The sequence below is a fragment of the Cohnella silvisoli genome (genome assembly GCF_021190915.1).
In the GTDB taxonomy this organism is placed as follows: Bacteria; Bacillota; Bacilli; order Paenibacillales; family Paenibacillaceae; genus Cohnella; species Cohnella silvisoli.
This window is the reverse complement of the sequence record NZ_JAIOAP010000030.1, coordinates 16,484-37,106: the sequence shown is the minus strand read 5'-3', so window position 1 is coordinate 37,106 and position 20,623 is coordinate 16,484. Positions and strand designations below refer to the sequence as shown.

Sequence of the window (20,623 nt, the reverse complement as noted above, 5' to 3'; positions counted from 1 at the left end):
TAAAGTAAATATAGATGAAAAAAAGTGCTGTGTCAACCCGGATAATGGTTTACTTTACAGTGAAAGTGCAGAGGGAAGTTTCTTCGCCGACAATGAACTTATAGGTTCCAGGCTGTGGGTTGTTGAATAGAAAGACGTTATCCCCCTGCTTCAACTGCGCGTTAACATTCAAATCGGCAGACACCAATGTTAAGTTCGCTTTGGCATAAGAGGAAACGTGGAAAACAGCCTTTATCATGCCGCCTTTGTTGAAATTAGTATTTAAAGGACTGAATCCGGCTGCGTTCACCTCAATGACGGCAACTTGGAGGTCATTCTCTTCATCGTATTCGGATTGCTGCGACTGCGGTTGCCCAATCTGTCCGATCGGAACCGAATTTCCCCACAACCAGATAACGGTTGCCAATGCCGCGGTGCCAATCCCATACATAACAACAGTAGCGTAACCTGATTTATCAGAATGCTTCTTTTTCCTCTTCACCTGAGTTTTCTTGTTATGCTCAACATTCGACTGCCATTCTACCGATCGCAAGAATAAGAAGAGAAAGACAATGAATACAACATCAGTCGCAAAAACGACATTATCGGATGCGAAAAACCTCATTCCAAACACGATTCCGGCGTAGGCACTCAAGCACCCGGTAAGAGCAGAATGAATGGAGAATAGGTGACTGAACCTCTTTCCGGCGAAATAACCCAAAACCGCAGCAAGAGGGACAGCGACTCCCATCGCCTGCGGTTGATTGTATTCGAGAGTCTGCACAGCTACGATACCCATTGCCAAACCAGCTATTACCGCAAGCAACGTGGCATCGAACTTTCCCGCTCTTGTGGACATAAGGTCTTTCCGTCTATGCAATATAAATAGGGAGTACCCCGTGGCAAGCACAATCATGATCAAGCTACCGATATTAAGCAGCATGGACGACACCTCCTTGAACAAGCAATAGTTTGTTAGAGCTTTGCTGCAAAGTTCCAATCCGGATAGACGTAAGGAATTTTCGCAGGCGATGCAGGCTCGATACTCTCAATGTTTAATTTAATAACCGTTTGTTCGTGGTAAATCGCTTGTCCGATCGTTCCCGTAACGGTAATCCATGTGTCATTAGCATATTGCTCGGCATCAAGCGATTCGGCAATGATTCCATAAGGAGAAATATCCGCTATGCAGTGGGTCATCGCCATTCTTCCGATTATAAATTGCGTTCCCGTAAGTCCCTCTTCCCGGTAGACGAACCCCGATATCCGTATCTGCTTGCCTTGGAAGTTGTTAACAAATGTATTGAGCGCTTGAAGCTTCTCTATAAACCAATCGTCCTTCATCTCGATCAAGTCCTGCTTATACAGAAGCATGCCCAATTTGGCGTAGTCCTTGTTATAGACGTTTGTTTTGAATTGTTCCTTCAGCGCCGGATCTTCATCCCCGTCAATCTCAACGAAATCGGCCGATGAAGGCTTTCCTACCATTGCCGCTCTACCGAGGTTCATTCCCTTTTTCTGCGCCAGCGATCCGGCAAGGGCGTCATTCGGCAGAAAGGCTCCGAAAAGGAGCGGTACTATAAAAACGACGTATACGGCAGAACTTCGCCAACTAGAACGGGATGAGTCATTATGATCAGAATCGTGACTATGATTATGTCCGTGTTCGTGATCGCAATTGCAAACTACAACTTTTCGTTTCATCGATGCAACGGCAATATAATATTGGAATCCCGTCGCAATAACCAGAAATGCGGTCGCCAGTTGGGCGTAAATCATAAGATGCGGAGCGATATACAGAAGCATATCACCCGAAACCATCAGATTAAACATAAGACCGGCAAATCCGGTAAGGATAACCGCTCTGACTAAATGGTGGAGTAGCTCAGAACTTCTTCTGCTCATCCGTCGATCCGCCTCATTTCAGGAAAAAATATTGTAGCAATAAGGTTCCGGCATAAACCAACACGACAACTAGAGCGCTTAGCAACAAAACAAACCTTGTTTTGAATACCGCCGACATCATCAGCAGTCCTTTCAGGTTCATCATAGGCCCGAATACCATAAACGCAATGAGCGATCCTGTAGAAAATGTCGTAACGAACGATTGCGCGACAAATGCGTCCGAAGTCGAGCATAACGACAATATAAATCCAAGCCCCATCATAAGGGCATTCGCGCTGCCTTGTCCTTGCCCTAATGACACCAAGTTATCTTGGGAAACGAACGTTTGCAGCATGCCGACTAGAAAAGCCCCGAAAACGATGAATTTCCCCATATCGAAAAATTCGCTGATTGCGTGACCCATAACGGCAACAAGCTTGTTTTCGTGAGAATGATGCTCGTGATCATGTTGATTGACGGCAGAGTGGCCATGAGCATGCACCTGAACTCTCAATTGATTCGTATGAACAAATCGATAAATGATTAACCCGACCGCAAGCGCGACGGCAAATGCCAAACCCATGCGCCCGTAGGCTATTTCCGGGCGACCGCGAAAAGCCGTGAAAGTAGACCAAAATACGATAGGGTTTAAGATAGGTCCAACTAAAATGAAGGTAGTCGCCACGTATAATGGCATTCCTTTGTTGATAAGCCTGCGAATAGCCGGAACCATGCCGCACTCGCAAAGCGGAAAAACGATTCCCAGAACGCTTGCCGTAAGGATGCCTAAAACCGGGTTTTTCGGAATCATTTTTTTCATCGCCTGATCGGATACGAACACGTGCAACAAAGCGGATATGAATACCCCTATCCATAAGAACGGCATCGTTTCCATGATGATGCTCAAGAAGATCGTTTTGAATATTTGCAGCTTAGGGTTGTTCAATATCGTAGCGGGAGCATGGTTGGACAAAAAGTACATCGCCGCGATAAATGCCAAACAAACAATAGCTGCCAGATTGGCATACGATTTTTGCTGCTTCTTGTTAACCGCAATATTTGACATCGTCATCCCCTTCTTAGTATTAGAAGCTATTTCAATCGTTCAATAAGCCAAATCGCTCCCATCAGAAGAGCTAACCCAGATCCGCCGATAACAACTTGCCTAGAAAATTTATATCGATGAAGCCTATATAATAATGGGACAAGGGCTAAGACAATGACGAGCTGAACGATTTCGATTCCGATGTTAAAGCTAATCAGATCTTCCGCCAGTTGATTGTTGGGAAGCTCCATTTCTTTCAAAATATCGGCAAAACCCATGCCGTGTATCAATCCGAAGAAGAAGGTGAGCATCCAACGGCGACTTACGTTCGGGCGCATGATATTATCCGCGGCGACAAAACAAATGCTAAGCGCGATGAGCGGTTCTACGATTGTCGGAGAAATATTGATAAATCCAAGAACCGTTAATGACAACGTAACGCTATGCGCAATCGTAAACGCAGTAATCATGGCCGCGTATTGCTTAAACGTCTGCCGTGCAATGAGTAAAGAAAACAAGAAGAGTAAATGATCGTATCCGCCCAAAATATGATTCATCCCTAGCTTCAGAAACGATAGCCAACTGGATGTTACATGCGTTGTTTCTTTTTGACTATGCTGCTCCTGAGTCTCTTGAGTTTTCGAGGTACCTTCGGTTTCATACGGAAGAGATTGCTGCGACATATCCTGGGACAAAGCGGAATATTCTTCACCCGACAAAGCGATAGCCCAAGTACGATTTCCCGCCGATAAAGCCGCCGTGCTCTTTTGCTGTCCATAATGGATAGTCAATAAATCCACATAGTTCGTTTTTTTATCGTCATTGTATAACGTATCCGTCAAAGAAAGCGGAAGCATATTGGAGACCGGCGGATATTGAACCGTTAAAATGACTTTCGACTCGTCCCCTCTCCGCTCGAGAACAAAGCTATTTAATTGTGACCAAGACTTCGGTTCCACTCCGATTTTCAATATTAAATGATCATTCAGCAAAGCAGCCAACTGTTCTTTCACCGCATCGAACTCTCCCTGATCGAACATTCCGTTACCGTCCTCATCGCCTCCTACGAGTTCTATCGCGGACAATTCATCTAATGTATAGGTCATCAAGGTTACCGATTTTGTTAGATCAAGTTTCGTATAGCTAGCGCTATAAGCGTGGGCAGCAGCCTCCTGCTTTAATGAAGCTGCCAGCAATAGAAGAACGACCACAAGACTAAAGCTGACTCGGAGAATCATTGATCTTGTGTTTATCATGAACATGAACATCCTCCAAGCTAGAGTGTAAGAAGAGGGATGCCATTCCCGCGAACGGCATCCCTCTACTAGCAATTCCGAGATTCTACTTGCTATTAATTAAGTTGTAGATAACTTGCGCCGCTTCAGCTCTGGTTGTAATCCCATTCGGGATGAATTTAGCAAAAGCGCGGCCGTGAATTAGATTAAGCTCTGCTGCTGCTTTCACGTAATTCGCTGCCCATGGCGAAACCTTATTCATATCCGAGAACAGTTCTCCAGAATACTTGTCCAGCTTCTTGCCTTTCACCGCTTCGAATGCCTTCATTAGCATTGTAACCATTTCCTCGCGAGTGATTGAGCCGTCCGGATCGAAGATCGCCGCGCTCTTACCTTTAACGATTCCTGCTTGATAAGCAATTGAAATTGCTTGGGCATACCATTTACCTGCAGCTACGTCGGAGAATACAATTTCCCCTTCCACATTGAGTTTTAACGCGTTCACTAACAATGCGGTAAATTCTGCACGCGTAATCGAACGATTAGGATCGAAGGTCGTTGCGCTCGTTCCGTTAATGATTTGTTTAGCTGCAAGTTCTTGAATAACATTGAATGCCCAATACTTATTGGTAACGTCGCTATAAGTTTTGGTCATGTTAAGAACAGCATACTTACTAAAGTGGCTAATCTGTGCAACCATTTCACCACCAAGATATTCCCCACCGACGTATTCAAGCTTTCCACTGTCGGAAATATAATAAATGCCTGCCAATTTGGGATTCACGTTCGGATCTACTTTAAGTCGAATCGTAATCGGTTGATCGAACTGCGTCAGGTTAACGACTTTACCGTTCGCGGAAGTAATCGATAAGCTAAACTCGTATATCTGACCTGAAACCTTGATCTTTGTTTGCGATGAATTCTCTCCCTTAGCAACTAAATCGCTCGCATCCTGGGTGGAGAGTGGACTCATTTTCAGGGAAATCGAGCTGTCCTTCAATTCGGCCGCGGTTAGTTTATTTTCCAACTGTTTAAACAAACCTGTTGGAACCTCGAGAGCCACATGATCAGACTTCACTTCAAACGTATTCTTCGACAAAAGTTCAACAGTATTAACCGGCAATTTGACCTCAGTCGTATTACCCGGAACTTCGATAACCTTCTTGCCGCTTCCGTTATCCACTATCTTATCCGGCGTTACCGTTACGACTCCTGGTTTCTCTGTTGTGTTGCCTGTGTTGCCTGTGTTGCCTGTGTTGCCTGTGTTGCCTGTGTTGCCTGTGTTGCCTGTGTTGCCTGTGTTACCACCAGAATTATCTGGAGGATTGGTACCTGTAGTCGTTTTCGCAGGAACGACCACTTGGATCGCAGACGTATCTGCTTTGCTACTGTCGGACAATCGCGTTACTTCCAACACGAGCGTCACAGCTGTCTCAGCGCTCGGCGGCGTTATCGTCCTGTCTGTTCCGATTACCGCCGTATTGCTTGAGCTCTTGATCGCCACCGTAAACCCTGTTGATACGGTCGGTAACGTCAAACTCGTCGCGTCTTGCAGCGGTGTCGCTATCGATGTGATTTCTGCCGCTACATCAGCCGCCGTTTTTGGTGCGACGCTCTTCGCAGGAACGACCACTTGGATCGCGGACGTATCTGCTTTGCTACTGTCGGACAATCGCGTTACTTCCAACACGAGCGTCACAGTTGTCTCAGCGCTCGGCGGCGTTATCGTCCTGTCTGTTCCGATTACCGTCGTATTGCTCGAACTCTTGATCGCTACCGTAAATCCTGTTGATACGGTCGGCAACGTCAAGCTCGTCGCGTCTTGCAGCGGTGTCGCTATCGATGTAATTTCTGCCGCTACATCAGCCGCCGTTTTTGGTGCGACGCTCTTCATTTCCTTGGTATCTCGGACACGAATCCGATCCCCTTCAGAGAATTTTCCCGAAAGGCCAACAGCTTCCAACGTATCGCCGATTTGCAGTTGTGGAACCGGGCCGCTCTGATTTGCGATGTATCCGTCTACGAATACAAGAACATCGCCGGTACTGTCATTAATGATGTACGAGTTGCTGTCCGGTTTCGCAATAACGGTACCCGTAACTTTGACGAGTTGACCTTGATAAGCATCGGAAATAGAATCTCCGGTACTCACAGCTTTTGGTTCAACTGGCGTTCCCGAACTTATTTTCACGATACTGTTGGCGAATTTATCGAACTCGAGTTCTTTATTATTCTCGAAAGTCTTGATATGTCCGTAGACGCGTACGATATCCCCGTAATTCAACGATCCCTCCGGCACTTCATTAAACGCCATAATTCCGCCGGTATCATCCTGCACATATGCCGCATCGAAAAATACGCCCGCAGCAGTGGTCACTTTCCCTTGAATGACAATGGACGTTCCCTCAGGGAGCTTGCGAGCATCTCCGATCTTGACAATCTGCGGTTCGAGATGCGTCAACCAATTCATTACATTCAGGGCAAATGGATCATTTCCTTTAGGATTATAAGTCTGATCCATCTGCTTATCGTTAAAAATGTTCATTCCCGTTACAACGATTCTACCGCCATTGCTTCCAATCGTCTCGGAGGCAACCATCGGAATGCTGGATCCTCCTGTTACATCCGTCAATGCCGGTCCTGCCGGTTTCTTCGAAGTATGAACATTGTACACCGCCGAACCTGGCTTCACTTGGGTAGAATCCTGGAACGTCGACTCATTTCCCCGAACGAGTATCGACACTTTGCCGCTATCGGCAAGGGCCACTTTGTTGCCTGTTCCGTCGTTCATAGCTAAACTCGATCCGCTGTAATACTCGATTGTAGACACAAAATCGGTTAACCCGTTGCTTACCGGCTTCGGATGCGCCCTCACGGAGAAATTCGAAGATAAAGGCGTAGTCCAGAAGTTTCCGTCCGCCGTCTCATCAAAGATGCCATCATCGTTCACTAAAATACTCGAACCAATTCCCGATAAAATAGGATTTAGGTTTTGATTCGATCCGCCAAAATTACTTTTCTCGGCAAGCAATAATGATCCGCCGCCAGCAACAAAGCTGTTGATCGCGGTAATCTCGGCAGCACTGTATGCTGAGGAAGGGTGTGAAATATAAAGCACGTTTGCCTTATTCAGTACAGTGCTTGTAATAGCCAATGAATTCTCGACTACCGTATATCCTTGCTGTCTCATCATAACGGTGAACAGCTTCAGATTGTCTTTATAGGTTCCGCTGTCTTTCGTGGTGTTTTCATTATTTTTCGAAGCGTCGATCATGATCGTTTTTCCCAAAGGTGCTTTTATCTTAAATAATTGTTCGTATTTATTTGTGCCTAAATTTGTAGTTGTCGAAGCAAGAACCACGATGATCTTATGATCGCCTGGAATAGGATTCGTCCAAACGACACTGGCTGTTAAAGATTGGCTAACCTTAAGTGACGGAATTGCGGCATCACCGACAAAGTGCCCGGAGTCTTCTTGATCGTAGTAGAAATGAGCCGTTATATCCTTGATATCTACTGTACCGAGATTACTGATTCCCGCCTGCAATGTTGCCGCGACTCCGCCAACAATTGCCCCATCCGCCGCATTCACGTTGCTAACTTTCACTGAAACCGGTTCGACTTGCGACCAGATCGGAGCGGAATAAATTCGGTCTCCATCCTTCTGGGTAATGCGTATAACGAACCATTGTTGTCCGCCGATAACATTGTATACAGGATTCCAATCTGTGGAAGTCAACGTAGTTGTATCCGTTGATGGCGTATAGCTATCGACAACCCTTCCGCCGTTGGTGATCAGTTCTGCTTTTGCAATGTTATCGTTAGATGTGGTCTTAAGATAGCTATACTTGGGGTCGGTTTTCAATTCCGTTATGCTATCGCTAAATTGGATATTGAAATTTAATGACTTGGTGTCTACAACTGATCCCATGTACCAACCGCTTGCCGCTACGTCCAACTTGGCATTCGGATCTTCGGTGAAATAAACGTGTCTTTTGCGCATCGCGTCAAACAAAGCGTCTTGGCTAAGATTGTCAGCGACAATAACAGTCCGTTGCTTCGTTTGCCCCCATGTCGCATCATGATTGTCTTCACCATATGTCGGCGTTACGTGCCAGCCGAGGTCGAGTGCGCCGAAAAATTTATTCTCTGCATTGGCATAAGAATATTTTCCCGATCCATTACCGACCTCTAGCATTGTAAAGAGCTTATCTACATTTTTGTCGTACGGAATAAAATTATCGAATGCGTTCGCCGACATCGCAGGATGATTAAACTGCGCAACGATGTTGTCGTAGGTCAGAACCCAAGCGTAATAATTTTGCAATTTTTGATACTGGCCGCCATCCTGCACCCGATCGATAAAGTTCGAAGTTCCGAAAACATTGGAATGGCCCCATGTCGTCGAAGTCATTTCGAAAGCCGGGAATACGACGAAATTTCCATTATTCGTGTACTGAGAAGCCAAGTCTTTAGTTAATTGCCAACTTGCTCCTCCTGTACGTTCCTTCATGCCCTTATGATCTACGGAGTCCGTACCTCTTAAACTTGAATCAATATCGTGCGAATGGTCGGAAAAGGCAAACCAATCATAATCGTGTTGTTTCGCAGCCAACAGAGCATCTTCAGGAGCGCCGGCAGCATCATGCGAAATGTTCGTATGATTGTGCGTCGTTCCATAGTAATGGTTGCCGCCCGTAAATCTTGGCAGCACTTTGAATGTCCACGTTTTGGTCGATTCATTGCCGAGTTTATCCTTGGCATAAACCGTGACGATGTGACTCCCTTCAGCTAGATCGTCGGAAGGCGCTAATGTTACTTTGATTTCACTTTCCGAAATGACGGCTTTGGATGTGAAATCAACATTGTCCACTTTTATGGTTGCAGATGAAATATCCACTCCGGAAGGATCGTCCATATTCACAGAAATGATCGGGTGTTTCGATTCTATTTCATCTCCGTCGAGAGGAAGCATATTGATCATTTCCGGGCCGTCGTGATCCGCGACAACAGGGATGCTAATCGGAGCAGCGGCACTGCCCTCAGACAAAGTAACCCCGTTGCTTATGGCCTCAATGTAGTAATGGATATTTTGCTGGTTGCCGACAGTACCTTTGGGAATCTGGGCATTATAATTTAATTGGTCTGCAGCGAGCATCGGAATCGACGCGTAAATTGCGCTGCCGTCGAAATTGTACTTCAGAGTAACCGTATCCGCGTATTTTGCAGTCGCTTTGAACGCTACATCAACATCTTTATATGCTTTGGTTAAACGGATATGGTTTAGTTGCAAATCTCCTCTAATATCGGAAGCGCTTCTTGGCAGCAGATAATATCCGCTTGTATAAGGAGAAACCGCTTTGGATTGCGAGATAATTCCCGTAAAATTATAGGTTTCATCAAGCGCGACGGCTCCACCGGCAACGTCAATTCCAGACGATGCCAAGACACGAACAACCGCAGTATTATTCGATGCATCCGTAACCGTTATATTATAGTCCGGACCTGTCGAGGGAATATTCGTTACTTTAGCTTTATAGGTAACCAACTTTCCTTCCAACGGTTCCGCCGATATGTGAGTTCCCAATGAATTCAGCGTAATATTTGCCGCATTAGGATTAATATCGGAGCCTCCATCCGTCATAGAGGTCGGAACAAATTGTAAACTTCCTGCCGTGAAAGCTAAAGTTCCTGTCATTTTCACTTTATTGCCGGGCACAATAGCTGCGGAAGGAGCTTGGCCCCCGATGACGGCAATTCCACCCGTGGCGTCTTGAATATAGAAGCTTGTATTTTCGTTTCCTATCGCTTTGTTAGCGGTAGTCACGACTCCTTCGATCGTCGTCTTATACCCTATATTCACGGATAGCCCATTCGCATCGTTTTTGCGCAATTGAGCGATTGGAATTACAGCACTTGGATCGACATTCAAGTCTACTCTCGAGTAAACACTCTCTTTGACCAACGGTTGGGTTTCATCCGTAAAAGTCAAATATACCTGCTGACTATTAGTAGAATCCGTAAAATTCAAAACGAAGGATCCGTCAGCAAATGCACTTGCTTGTGCTGCCAAATTAATAGCTCCACCAGATTCCACGTACGCCTTGACGGTCGATAATGAAGGCACTGAACCGGCTGCTCCTGTGACGAGCGCATTGCCGCCCGATTTTGCAAGTCCGATTCGCACAGCATCGGGAGAACGCATGTAATTTATATTTTTTATTTTGATTTCTTCCGGATTGTTTGCATTGCTAGGGGCATTCAACACGAAATCGTTGGCAGGATTTTTAGAAAAGAATCCGCTGCCTAAACCGAAGCTAACTCTTGGATCAGAACCTATGGCCGTTTTGCGCAGGAGGGTTCCGGCTCCGATGTTTGTCGCATAAAACGGGGAACCCCAATGATCGGTTTTTGTGGTGAAGCTAAGGTTGCTCCCGTTACCAAAAGTTACGATATCGATTGCATTGGGATCATCTTGGCTAGTCAAACCTGTAGTCGCAGAAGCAAGGGCTAGAATCCCTCCTGTAGATCCGCTTGGGCCAATGGTAGTGGTTTGATCTACTGATACCGGGAGATCCAAGCCACATGGGTTGCCGCTGCAAGTGGTTCCTCCTGCTGCGCCTTTTATCAGATAGTACCCGTGCGATTTAATCGTACCGGTCAACTTCGTGCCCGCGCCAAAGCTTGTGCCAGTGGATCCGACATAAATAATAGCCCATTGATTGTTGAAATTGATGTCATGATCCGTTGTATTGTAGAGCTCGAAAAATTTATACTTATAAATCGCGCCAGCGTTGCCGCCGTTTACATAAATCTGGTTAAACACGACATCGCCAGGCTGAAAGGCGCCTACTGCAACCGCTAGGTTAACCATAGTCTTGTCACTCTCGAGCTTCCCGGTTTCTTTGCCGGAGATATAAACCGCGGTTTTAGCTGCAGAATTGGCGATATTCAAATTAAACGAACCGTCCGCTAGAGCGGTCGTGGTTCCTGCCACCGAATTATCGTCGAAATATAGAGTTACCGCCGCGTTATTCGCGACAGCACCCGGAACTCCCGTTACCGTGACTGAGTTGGTAAAAGTAATTTTACTGGCGTCCGGCTTGACCGTTTTGGGAATGGATACGGTCGTTTTGTCGCTTTCTTCCTTTCCGCTTTCTTTTGCAGACACCCATAAAGACGTATTCTTGGCAGGATTAGCGATCGTCAAGTTAAAGGAGCCATCGGCTTGCGCGGTCGTTGATCCTACCGATGAGTTATCCTGAAAATAGACGTTTACATCGGCGTTGCCATATACAGCCCCTGCCACACCTATGAGGGTCGTATAATCATCTAAAAACTGAACTTTATCCGCAACTGGATTAGCCGATTTTGCCGGAGGTACAGGATTTCCTCCGTCAATCGCTACACCTGTAACAACGATGTCATCGATTCTGCTCGTGCCCGCTGCACCTGCATTCCCCGTACCAATTGCAATATTGGATGTCATTATCCAACGAATGAATACTTGGCTTTGATTTTCCGTCGGCAAGCTCACATTGCTTATAACGCCGCTAACATAAGGATCGTTGGCCACGACAATATTCGTTGCACCTGCAAGATCTGTCCAATCTCCTGCTGATCCAACTTTATATTGCACTTTGAAATTTTTTGGTCCTGTATTTGAACCTTTTTGTTTGGATGAAAGCGTCAAATTGCTGTATCCCGTAGCATCAATATCTATCATCCAATATTTAATATCTTGTCCGTTATCCCAACCTGTATTGGATATGGATTTGTCTGTTGTATAAGTGAACGTTCCTGTTGAGGTAGTTGAAATTGTTTTAGTTAAGTTAGCCTCGGTTCCAATCGTAGGTTTTGTGTCGGGAGTTGCTTTTTCGAAATCCCACTTTGCCAGTATTACCGGTGCTCCAGTTGCCTTAGCTTTAGGAGTCCACCCATTTGGCAATACGATTCCTACCATCATTACGACAGCCATCACGAGACTGAACCACTTTTTGTTCTTATCTATTGTTCTTTCCATTTTTCGTGAACACCTCCGGATCATCTTCGCAAAACCATCTTAGAAGTGAGAACATGAAAACAATTATTGTGATGTAGCAATCGAAATGAATATTATTTCGTATGAATCCAAAATGTGGTACATTAAATAAGGTTTCTCGATTAATGGGACCAAAGCCCATAGTTAAAGAAGCCCTCAAGCCGTCTATCAGTGTGCCCGCCAAAGCCAGCTGATAGCGGCTTTCGTTTTGTCAGATTTTCACTTCCCTCCAAGGGTTTCTGAACATAATTTCTAATACTCGTTAGAATAATATTACATTTTGTAAACTTTTGAATTATCAAATGTAAAATCACATTTTCAATATAACGGACGAAACAGATGCTGTAAACCAAGCGCCCGGGTTCATTGCATGCAAAAAGACAGAATACATAACATAAAAATAACAATTCTATTCGCTATTTTACTCGCATTTAACAGTTACTTAACGATCAACAAACAAAACTCCATTTTCTTGTTATACTTTTCAATAAATTGTAAACCTATGGAATTATCATTTGTTCAAATTTAATATTGCCCTTACATACACAAAGACCATCAAGGCAATTGCCTTGATGGTCTTTTCGCTTTGATTAAAGTTCGTTTCTACTATTCTGTCACTCATCAGCCAGCAACCATTACATTTCCGCTGGCGCACGGTTTAACTTCCGTTTATCCTTACGCTTCGCTTTATAGGCATTGATGCTAAGTTTAATTGGAAAATAACAAAGCAAACCTAGAATGACTCCATCCACCATCCCTCCGACGATCAGCTTGAGGTTAGCGACCAAGAGATGATCGAACCATTCCGGAACGACGGGCAAATGGAATCTCAGATGCTTCGGAAGAATCCAACCGCCCACTTTGGAATTGGGATACATCATGGGAATATAGATGATTTTACCGACTACGAAACCAATTAGTGCAGCAGGCAAATTGCCTCTTAACATATAACAGAGCGGAAAGATGAGTACGAAAGCAAATCCCAAAGTCGGCAACGTGAACATCTCGATCGCAAGGCCGATAGCAAACCCCATTGCTACCATTGAAGCTCCGCCCTTGGCACGGATCAACAACATATATTTATATTTCAGCCAACGGCGTAACAATCGAATCCGATGCATGTGTTGCTCCTTCCACTGGATGACGCAAGCAATTAACTACTGGCTTCTGCCGCTTTTATTTTCACATTAGGCAACAGTTTATTCGGATTAACTGTTCTCTTAATCTGCCATGTGTGAGGTTGATTCGAATCATATTGCTCCAAATAAGCAATGACTTCTTTGGTCAGCGCGGTAGGCGTTGAGGCTCCGGACGTCACCGCCACTCGCTCAAGACCGTGCAGCCATTGTTGCTGGATCTCGGAAACATCCGCTACCCGGTATGCCGGAACGCCCGCGATTTCCTGCGATACTTGCGCCAGCCGATTGGAGTTATTGCTCCGCGGATCGCCAACCACGATGCACAACTGGGCTTCTCCCGCTTGATCCGCGACCGCTTCTTGGCGAACCTGAGTCGCAAGGCATATTTCATTATGAATTTCTGCAGTCGGAAATGCCGCTAGCAGCAGCTTCATGAGATGCTTGATATCCCATTGAGACATCGTCGTTTGATTCGTTATTATAATACGTTCTGTGGCAAGCTCCAGTTTCACGATATCCTCTTCCCGTTCCACCAGATGGACATGGCCGGACGCAATTCCGATTGCCCCCTCCGGTTCAGGGTGATTTTTCTTGCCGATATAGATGACTTCGTATCCTTCTGCCACTTTCTCGCGGATAAGATCATGGGTTTTGGTTACGTCGGGACAAGTCGCATCCACTACCGTTAATCCCTTCTCCTTAGCTCTTCTGCGAACTTCGGGAGAGACCCCGTGAGCGGTGAAAATAACGGTTCCTTGTTCGATCTGTTCCAATATTTCCAGCCGGTCATTACCATCCAGCGTAATGATCCCTTCATCCTTAAAGGCTTCCGTTACATGGCTATTATGAACAATCATGCCCAATATATAGATAGGGCGCGGAAGATCCAGATTGCGCGCCGTCTGCAACGCGAGCACCATCGCATCCACCACGCCATAGCAGTAACCCCTAGGGGATATTTTAACGACTTCCATGATACGCACCTGCTTTCTCGCCCGGTATAGGAACACTTTTCTCCATGAAGATCTTGGGCGTGCCGATTCTCATTCTATTATAGCGTATTAACCCTAACGGGAAAAGGCGGCACGAACACAGAGGCGACCGATCCACTTGTTAAGAAAGTGATCCGGTCGCCCAAAAGAAAGGTTAACCTGCTGTATACGTCTTAGTTGCGATGGGAAGCCATACGGTAAACGCCGTGCCTTCTCCAAGCTGGGTTCTCACATCGAATCTGGCGTGGTGCATATCGGCAATCCATTTGGCAATCGAGAGTCCGAGCCCTGTTCCCGAGGTTTCACCGCGCGAAACGTCTACGCGATAAAATCTTTCGAAAATATGAGGCACTTCCTCAGCGCTTATACCGATACCGGTATCCGCAACCGTCAAGCCGATAAACTCTCCCGACCGCATCGCATAAAGCCGAACAACGCCGGAAGGGGTATACTTAAACCCGTTCTCAATGAGAATGAACAATAACTGCAGCAAGTAGTCTCGATTCCCTCGTACCTCTATTCCTTCAAGCGCATCAAGAGGGCCTACCGCCCACTCCGCTTTCCGGGGAAGGAACGAGGCGCGACGTGCCGCCTCTTCCGTTAGCGGCCGCAAAGACACTGTTTCCATATCGATGGAATATCCTGCATCCGCTCTCGCCAAGGCTAATAAATCATTGACAAGCCCGCTCATCCTGCGCGCTTCGTCGGCAATGTCCCGGATCGACTCCAATGACATTTGCTGCTTATCGATGACCGACAATGCGTTAGGCTCGTGTTCGCTGTGACCCTTTAACTCCTCGCTGCCGTTACTTCGTTTGTCATCCAGCCATATTTTCTCCAGTAAGTCCACATTCCCGCGTATCGTCGTTAGCGGCGTTCGCAACTCATGCGAAGCATCGGACACAAACCGTCGTTGAGCAATATTGGAATCCTCCAAATTCTTGTAAGCACGTTCCAATCCGGACAACATACCGTTCAAAGTGTCGGTCAGTCGCCCGATCTCGTCATTCGACTTCTCCCTCGGGATTCTTAAGCCTAGCCCAGAACCGCTCTGAATTCGTTCCGCCGCTTCCGTCACCCGGTTAATCGGCATCAAAGCTTTGCGGGATAGAAACATTCCCAGGAAAAACGCCGCTATAACGCCAGCGATGCCGGAAATCCACAAGATGGTTCTTAACTGAGAAAATAAATTCATTTCCCGTTCCGTAAGCACACCGACTTGCAATAACGCAATTGTATTGCCTTGCGCTTTGATCGGCTGTTCATAAATGTAAAAAGGGACGTCCTCTACCTTCTGTAAGACAAACCGCCTATGAACTTCGTTATATTCAGGAAATGGAAATGTAGTATTGCCACGGACTAAATTATTCGATTTTCCCGCAACATTCCCTTTAGGGTCTTCTGTGTAGTTTATGAGTTGAATTCCGATGATCGCAGCATTAAAACCCGGATCAGAGGAATTCAGATTAAATTCATTGGAAAATCCCGTTCTCGTTGCTTCTACTCTCGCAGCCACCTGCGTTATTCGATTCTTTAGTTCGTTCATCGTATTATGGTAAATGATGTTATATACGATTAACCCGAAAGCAACGAAAGCAACAGCGAATAGCCCCGAATACCACAAGGTTAATCGTAGCCGGATAGACATGCTAGCCTTCTCCCTTCAGAACGTATCCTGCTCCTCTAACCGTCTGGATCAAACGCTTCTCTCCGCTTTCCTCCAGTTTCTGGCGGAGCATGGCAACGTAAACTTCGAGCACGTTCGATTCCCCGCTGTAATCGTACCCCCATATTCGCTCCATTATGAGATCACGCGAAAGTACCCTCTTCGGATTTTGCATGAACAGATGCAGTAAATCGAATTCCTTGGCCGTAAGATCGATACGCCGGTCTCCCCGCAAAGTTTCCCGTCCATCCACGTCGAGCAGAAGATCCTCGTAACGGAAGTGCCCAGCTTCGTCCGTCTTATCAGGACGCCTGCGAAGAAGTGCGCGGACGCGCGCCATAAGCTCTTCAAGCGCAAAAGGCTTCACCAGGTAATCATCCGCACCTAAATCCAGACCTTTAACCCTGTCCGTTACGTCGTCCTTTGCCGTCAGCAGTAGAATCGGGGAAGTTATTCCCGCCTCCCGAAGCCGCCTGCACACTTCCCAGCCATCCATCTTCGGCATCATGACATCCAATATAACCAAATCGGTTTGCCTTTGGCTTAGCAGCTTTAATCCTTCCGCTCCATCCGGCGCGGTGGAAATTTCATAACCTTCGAATGCCAAGCTGCGCCGCAGAAGGGCTGTAATTTTCTCATCATCGTCTATAACCGCGATATGGGGCCTCAAAGAGAACGTCCTCCTCATGCAACGAAGAGCGGGACAACCTGTATCCGGTTTCCCGCTCCGTCTTGTTTTCTATTATATCGGCTTTACTCTTTGCATTATTTGGTCTGTGTCTGATATTCGTTGCGGTCGCCTATTTCGACGGACACTTGGATCTTCTTGTCTCCGCGCAGGATGTCCAAGGAAACTTTATCGCCTACCGCTTTTTTCTGGATAGCCGCTATTAGATCCTCTTTCGTCTTATAGTTTGTACCGTCCATACCTGTGATAACATCATATTGACGCAAGTCAGCTTTGTAAGCCGGAGTATTGAACAGCACTTCCCTTACGAAAGCGCCTTTGATCGTCTCATCGATGCCTAGACGTTTGGCGATGTCTGCTGACATATCCATCAAGGTTGCGCCAATGAACGGTACCGGTTTTTGCGGAATCTTCGTGTTGCTCTTCAAGTTCTGAAGCACATCCGTAATCGTGCTGGCCGGTATCGCAAACCCGATGCCTTGAGCTTGTGAACTAACGGCCGTATTGATCCCGATAACCTCGCCTTGCAGATTCAGAAGCGGTCCTCCGGAGTTGCCCGGGTTAATCGACGCGTCGGTTTGCAGCAGATGCTCGTAGTTGCGCGTTCCGTTCGAATCCGGAATACTTATTTTACGTTCGTTAGAGCTAAGGACGCCAACCGTAACCGTATGCTCAAAGCCATAGGGATTTCCGATTGCGACAACCCAATCTCCCATGTTCAGACTGCTGGAATCACCAAGCTTCAAAGTCGGGAAGTTGCTGCCTTCTATTTTCAGAACGGCTAAATCCAATTCAAAACTCGAGCCTAGCAATTTCGCCGTAAACGGTTTTTCGTGGCCTTCTATGGTCACTTTAATCTCGCTAGCGCCGGCAATAACGTGTTGATTAGTTAGAATGTAGCCCGTCGAGTCGAAAATAAACCCAGACCCCATTCCGCTTGGCTGTAGATCGCTTCCGCCTCCGGAACCCCCATTGCCGCCATTACCACCATTGCCGCCGTTCCCGCCGAAGTCATCCCCGAAAAATTGACGGAAAAAATCATCTCCTAGAATGCCGCTGCCGTTATCTTGTTGCTGAGCACTCGCGTAGGTTTCGATCTTAACGACCGCAGGAGATGATAGCTCGAAAATTTTGGCGATATTGTTCGGACGGACCGTGTCGCTCGTATTGTTAACAGGGTTGCTTGCGGGCTTGACCGAAGTATCCTGTACTTGCGAATTTCCTCCGAGCATTTCGGAAGAGAACCAATTTTGCCGGTCGGCCGCGAACATCAATCCCCCTACCGCAACAACTCCGACCAAGAATGCCGCGAACATAGCTCTAAACGAAGCTCGGCGCGGAGGTTTCGCCCCCCAATCGCTGCGCGCTGCGCCGCCGGATACGGTAAAGGGCCGATACTCTCGGGGAGGGCTGGAAGGAATAACTTCCGTTCTATGCGGCTCCAAATTCGATTGCTCACCCGCTCCGAAAGATTGACTAGGTCCGAATGGACCGAACGTATATGGCTCGGATTCCCTGCGGACGTCCGCATAGGGATCGTCCCTTTTCTCCTGATCATACGTGAAACCTTGCTGTTCTTCCGGCTTTTTGTTTTGATCATCCATGTAATTAGCCTCCTCGCGCCGATTTAGGTTGGCGCCGTTCTGTATTTCTTATCTGTATATTAAACCCGTTACCTTAAAACAATCTTAAACGGAAATGAAGACGAAGTAAAAGCCTAGCAAAAATGGCTGTTAAACAAAATAAAGCGAGCGGCACTTGCGTGCCGCTCCATTCAAGCCGGATACATCGATTCGACCTTATTCAGCTTCTGCTTCGCTCGCTCTATCCAATGCGATTCGATTTCATCGTCCGGATCGACCGGATCGGAAAACTGGTCCATCAAAGCACCCATAGCTCGAGGTTGAGCTTCTTTATCCAAGCCATCATTATAAACATGCTTCAGTACGTAAGGCTGGCCGAACTGAATCTTGAGATCGCTCTCTTGCGACCCGCTGTCCAAGTTGCCGACCGTTACATCGAACGGCAAGCGCAGCCACACTTTGTTCGCTTCGTCCAAAGCGCAATCGAAGGAGCCATGATCATAGTCCCAATTACCGCCTAAAGTAAAACCATGTTCCGATAATGCATTGTTCGTTAGCGAATAATCTTGTACCTGCGAAGTTAATGAGGATGGAATGGAATACATCTTGGGGATGCCCCCTTTTTTTCTTACTAGAGTATCCCTCGGATCGTAAATTATGCTTCTTTGACCCACCCTTTTCGGTGCGCGTAGATGGCGAGCTGCGTTCGATCCTCCAAATCGCATTTCATTAGGAGATTGCTCACGTGCGTTTTTACCGTTTTAATGCTGATGTGCAGTTCATCGCCAATGTCTTTGTTGGATCTGCCTTCGGCGATCAGCAGCAGTACCTCGCGTTCCCGCTCGGTCAGCCCTTCCACTTCGTGGCTTGCGGAACGTTTGCGAAGTCCGCGGGTAAGCGCCTGGGACACATCGCTGCTCATGACGGGCATGTTCTTGATGGCCCCTTGCATCGCATAAATAAGCTCATCAGCGGACACGGTCTTCATGATGTAGCTGACAGCACCGGCTTCGATCGCTTCCACGACTTTCTCGTCTTCGAGAAAACTTGTTAAAATAATAATTCTAAGCTCCGGATATTGACTAAGCAGCGCACGGGTCGTGTCTACTCCGTTCATATCCGGCATCATTAGATCCATCAGAACGAGCTGCGGCATCTTCCCTTGATAACCGCCGTTCGAGAGCGTCTCAATAGCCTCTTTTCCGCTAGCGGCTTCACCTATGACTTCAAACCTCGAATCCAGCATTAGATAAGTACGCAAACCCATTCGAACCATCTCGTGATCATCTACGATTAACACTTTCCAAGGAGAACCTGCCGGCTCCGTCATAACCATCCGCTCCTAAGCTTTCATCTCTTCGAATTTCGGAAACCAAACCCGCACCCGGGTACCCGAGCCCGGCTTCGTAACGATCTCAGCTTCGCCGCCCAGTTTCTGGGCACGCTCGCGCATTGTAGACAAACCGTAGGCGCCCGCTCTAACTTGCTCCCCGCGAAAACCTAAACCGTTATCTTCTATCAACAAGGAGATTTGACGATCGGTCTCGCCAAGAAACAGCCGGACGCTCTGGGCATCCGCATGTTTGACCACATTAGCCATTGCCTCTTGGATAATCAGGAACAGCTGATGCTCTTTGGCATCCGATATTAAACCTTTGATCTGAATTTCAAGCGTTCCCTGTATCCCATTCTGCCGGCAATAATCAGGGAACCATCGCTCAAGCGCCTCTTCGAGCGTTCGTCCTTGCAATTCCATAGGTCTAAGCTGGGCGATCAAACCCCGCATTTGACGTTGCGCCGAGGATGACATTGCGATTAACTGTTCCATGACCTTCTGCGCATGCTCCGAATCGCGTTCGAGCAGTTTTGGCAAAGAGGATGCGGACATATGCAACGCGAATAATTGCTGGCTCACCGTGTCGTGCAAATCGCGCGCAAGTCGTTTTCTTTCTTCTAATACCGCGGCTTCCTGGGAGGACACTTCTTCCATCACGTCTCGCTCGCCTAGCTGCTGAAGCAGCTTGAGTCTAGACTCCAATTGACCGAGCATGACGTTAAACTCCCGGTTGACCCCCGAAAAGGCATCCCCTTCGATTTCAGGCAATCGCGAATCCCAGTTGCCCGCTGAAGCTTGTTTCATCACAACCTGCAACTGATCAAGCTTGCGCTGCGTCCGTTGCGCGAATCGATAAGAGATAGCCATCTGACCGAGCACAAGAACGCTTGTCCAGCTCATCCAGGATTTCAAGCTCGGAGCGTTATCCGCAAGGGATACCCATCCATAGTAAAGCAGTATCATTAGAGCAAGCGTCGTCAGACCGGAATAAATGGAAGATTCCCATTTGCTCGTTCGAACCCGTCTCATCATCCC

The 20,623-nt window shown here is 47.0% G+C and carries 13 protein-coding genes; all 13 read right to left on the bottom strand.

Annotated elements, in window-relative coordinates; genetic code table 11:
* Positions 1 to 49: 49 nt before the first annotated feature.
* Complete coding sequence (locus K7P76_RS32485; protein WP_232190253.1) at positions 50 to 922, bottom strand: cupredoxin domain-containing protein; 873 nt, start codon at positions 920 to 922, stop codon at positions 50 to 52.
* Between the two features lie 32 nt (positions 923 to 954).
* Positions 955 to 1,884, bottom strand: coding sequence for a TIGR03943 family putative permease subunit (locus K7P76_RS32480; protein WP_232190252.1), 930 nt, complete (start codon positions 1,882 to 1,884; stop codon positions 955 to 957).
* 13 nt (positions 1,885 to 1,897) lie between these two features.
* Positions 1,898 to 2,929 (bottom strand): permease, encoded by a 1,032-nt coding sequence (locus K7P76_RS32475; RefSeq protein ID WP_232190251.1) that lies wholly within the window; start codon positions 2,927 to 2,929, stop codon positions 1,898 to 1,900.
* Between the two features lie 26 nt (positions 2,930 to 2,955).
* Positions 2,956 to 4,164 (bottom strand): HupE/UreJ family protein, encoded by a 1,209-nt coding sequence (locus K7P76_RS32470; protein ID WP_232190250.1) that lies wholly within the window; start codon positions 4,162 to 4,164, stop codon positions 2,956 to 2,958.
* An 85-nt stretch (positions 4,165 to 4,249) separates the two neighbouring features.
* Entirely contained in the window at positions 4,250 to 12,166 is a 7,917-nt protein-coding gene (locus K7P76_RS32465) for an S-layer homology domain-containing protein (RefSeq protein ID WP_232190249.1), read from the bottom strand.
* Positions 12,167 to 12,819: 653 nt separating this feature from the next.
* Complete coding sequence (locus K7P76_RS32460) at positions 12,820 to 13,305, bottom strand: DUF2062 domain-containing protein (protein WP_232190248.1); 486 nt, start codon at positions 13,303 to 13,305, stop codon at positions 12,820 to 12,822.
* Positions 13,306 to 13,337: 32 nt separating this feature from the next.
* Complete coding sequence (locus K7P76_RS32455) at positions 13,338 to 14,297, bottom strand: 4-hydroxy-3-methylbut-2-enyl diphosphate reductase (RefSeq protein WP_232190247.1); 960 nt, start codon at positions 14,295 to 14,297, stop codon at positions 13,338 to 13,340.
* A 172-nt stretch (positions 14,298 to 14,469) separates the two neighbouring features.
* Complete coding sequence (locus tag K7P76_RS32450; RefSeq protein ID WP_232190246.1) at positions 14,470 to 15,963, bottom strand: sensor histidine kinase; 1,494 nt, start codon at positions 15,961 to 15,963, stop codon at positions 14,470 to 14,472.
* A gap of 1 nt (position 15,964) precedes the next feature.
* Positions 15,965 to 16,651, bottom strand: coding sequence for a response regulator transcription factor (locus K7P76_RS32445; protein WP_232190245.1), 687 nt, complete (start codon positions 16,649 to 16,651; stop codon positions 15,965 to 15,967).
* A gap of 95 nt (positions 16,652 to 16,746) precedes the next feature.
* Positions 16,747 to 18,273 (bottom strand): S1C family serine protease, encoded by a 1,527-nt coding sequence (locus K7P76_RS32440; RefSeq protein WP_232190244.1) that lies wholly within the window; start codon positions 18,271 to 18,273, stop codon positions 16,747 to 16,749.
* Positions 18,274 to 18,443: 170 nt separating this feature from the next.
* Positions 18,444 to 18,857, bottom strand: a complete 414-nt coding sequence (locus K7P76_RS32435) for a YugN family protein (RefSeq protein WP_232190243.1) — start codon at positions 18,855 to 18,857, stop codon at positions 18,444 to 18,446.
* A 50-nt stretch (positions 18,858 to 18,907) separates the two neighbouring features.
* Positions 18,908 to 19,582, bottom strand: a complete 675-nt coding sequence (locus tag K7P76_RS32430; RefSeq protein ID WP_232190242.1) for a response regulator — start codon at positions 19,580 to 19,582, stop codon at positions 18,908 to 18,910.
* 12 nt (positions 19,583 to 19,594) lie between these two features.
* Positions 19,595 to 20,620: a HAMP domain-containing sensor histidine kinase gene (locus K7P76_RS32425; protein WP_232190241.1), complete on the bottom strand. Its 1,026-nt coding sequence runs from the start codon at positions 20,618 to 20,620 to the stop codon at positions 19,595 to 19,597.
* Positions 20,621 to 20,623 lie beyond the last annotated feature (3 nt).

What these genes read in the sequence shown, in the direction of transcription:
- K7P76_RS32440 (WP_232190244.1), bottom strand. Translation starts at nt 18,273, where the DNA reads ATGGATGATCAAAACAAAAAGCCGGAAGAACAGCAAGGTTTCACGTAT.
- K7P76_RS32465 (WP_232190249.1), bottom strand. Translation starts at nt 12,166, where the DNA reads ATGGAAAGAACAATAGATAAGAACAAAAAGTGGTTCAGTCTCGTGATG.
- K7P76_RS32480 (WP_232190252.1), bottom strand. Translation starts at nt 1,884, where the DNA reads ATGAGCAGAAGAAGTTCTGAGCTACTCCACCATTTAGTCAGAGCGGTT.
- K7P76_RS32475 (WP_232190251.1), bottom strand. Translation starts at nt 2,929, where the DNA reads ATGTCAAATATTGCGGTTAACAAGAAGCAGCAAAAATCGTATGCCAAT.
- K7P76_RS32450 (WP_232190246.1), bottom strand. Translation starts at nt 15,963, where the DNA reads ATGTCTATCCGGCTACGATTAACCTTGTGGTATTCGGGGCTATTCGCT.
- K7P76_RS32435 (WP_232190243.1), bottom strand. Translation starts at nt 18,857, where the DNA reads ATGTATTCCATTCCATCCTCATTAACTTCGCAGGTACAAGATTATTCG.
- K7P76_RS32485 (WP_232190253.1), bottom strand. Translation starts at nt 922, where the DNA reads ATGCTGCTTAATATCGGTAGCTTGATCATGATTGTGCTTGCCACGGGG.
- K7P76_RS32425 (WP_232190241.1), bottom strand. Translation starts at nt 20,620, where the DNA reads ATGATGAGACGGGTTCGAACGAGCAAATGGGAATCTTCCATTTATTCC.
- K7P76_RS32455 (WP_232190247.1), bottom strand. Translation starts at nt 14,297, where the DNA reads ATGGAAGTCGTTAAAATATCCCCTAGGGGTTACTGCTATGGCGTGGTG.
- K7P76_RS32430 (WP_232190242.1), bottom strand. Translation starts at nt 19,582, where the DNA reads ATGACGGAGCCGGCAGGTTCTCCTTGGAAAGTGTTAATCGTAGATGAT.
- K7P76_RS32470 (WP_232190250.1), bottom strand. Translation starts at nt 4,164, where the DNA reads ATGATAAACACAAGATCAATGATTCTCCGAGTCAGCTTTAGTCTTGTG.
- K7P76_RS32460 (WP_232190248.1), bottom strand. Translation starts at nt 13,305, where the DNA reads ATGCATCGGATTCGATTGTTACGCCGTTGGCTGAAATATAAATATATG.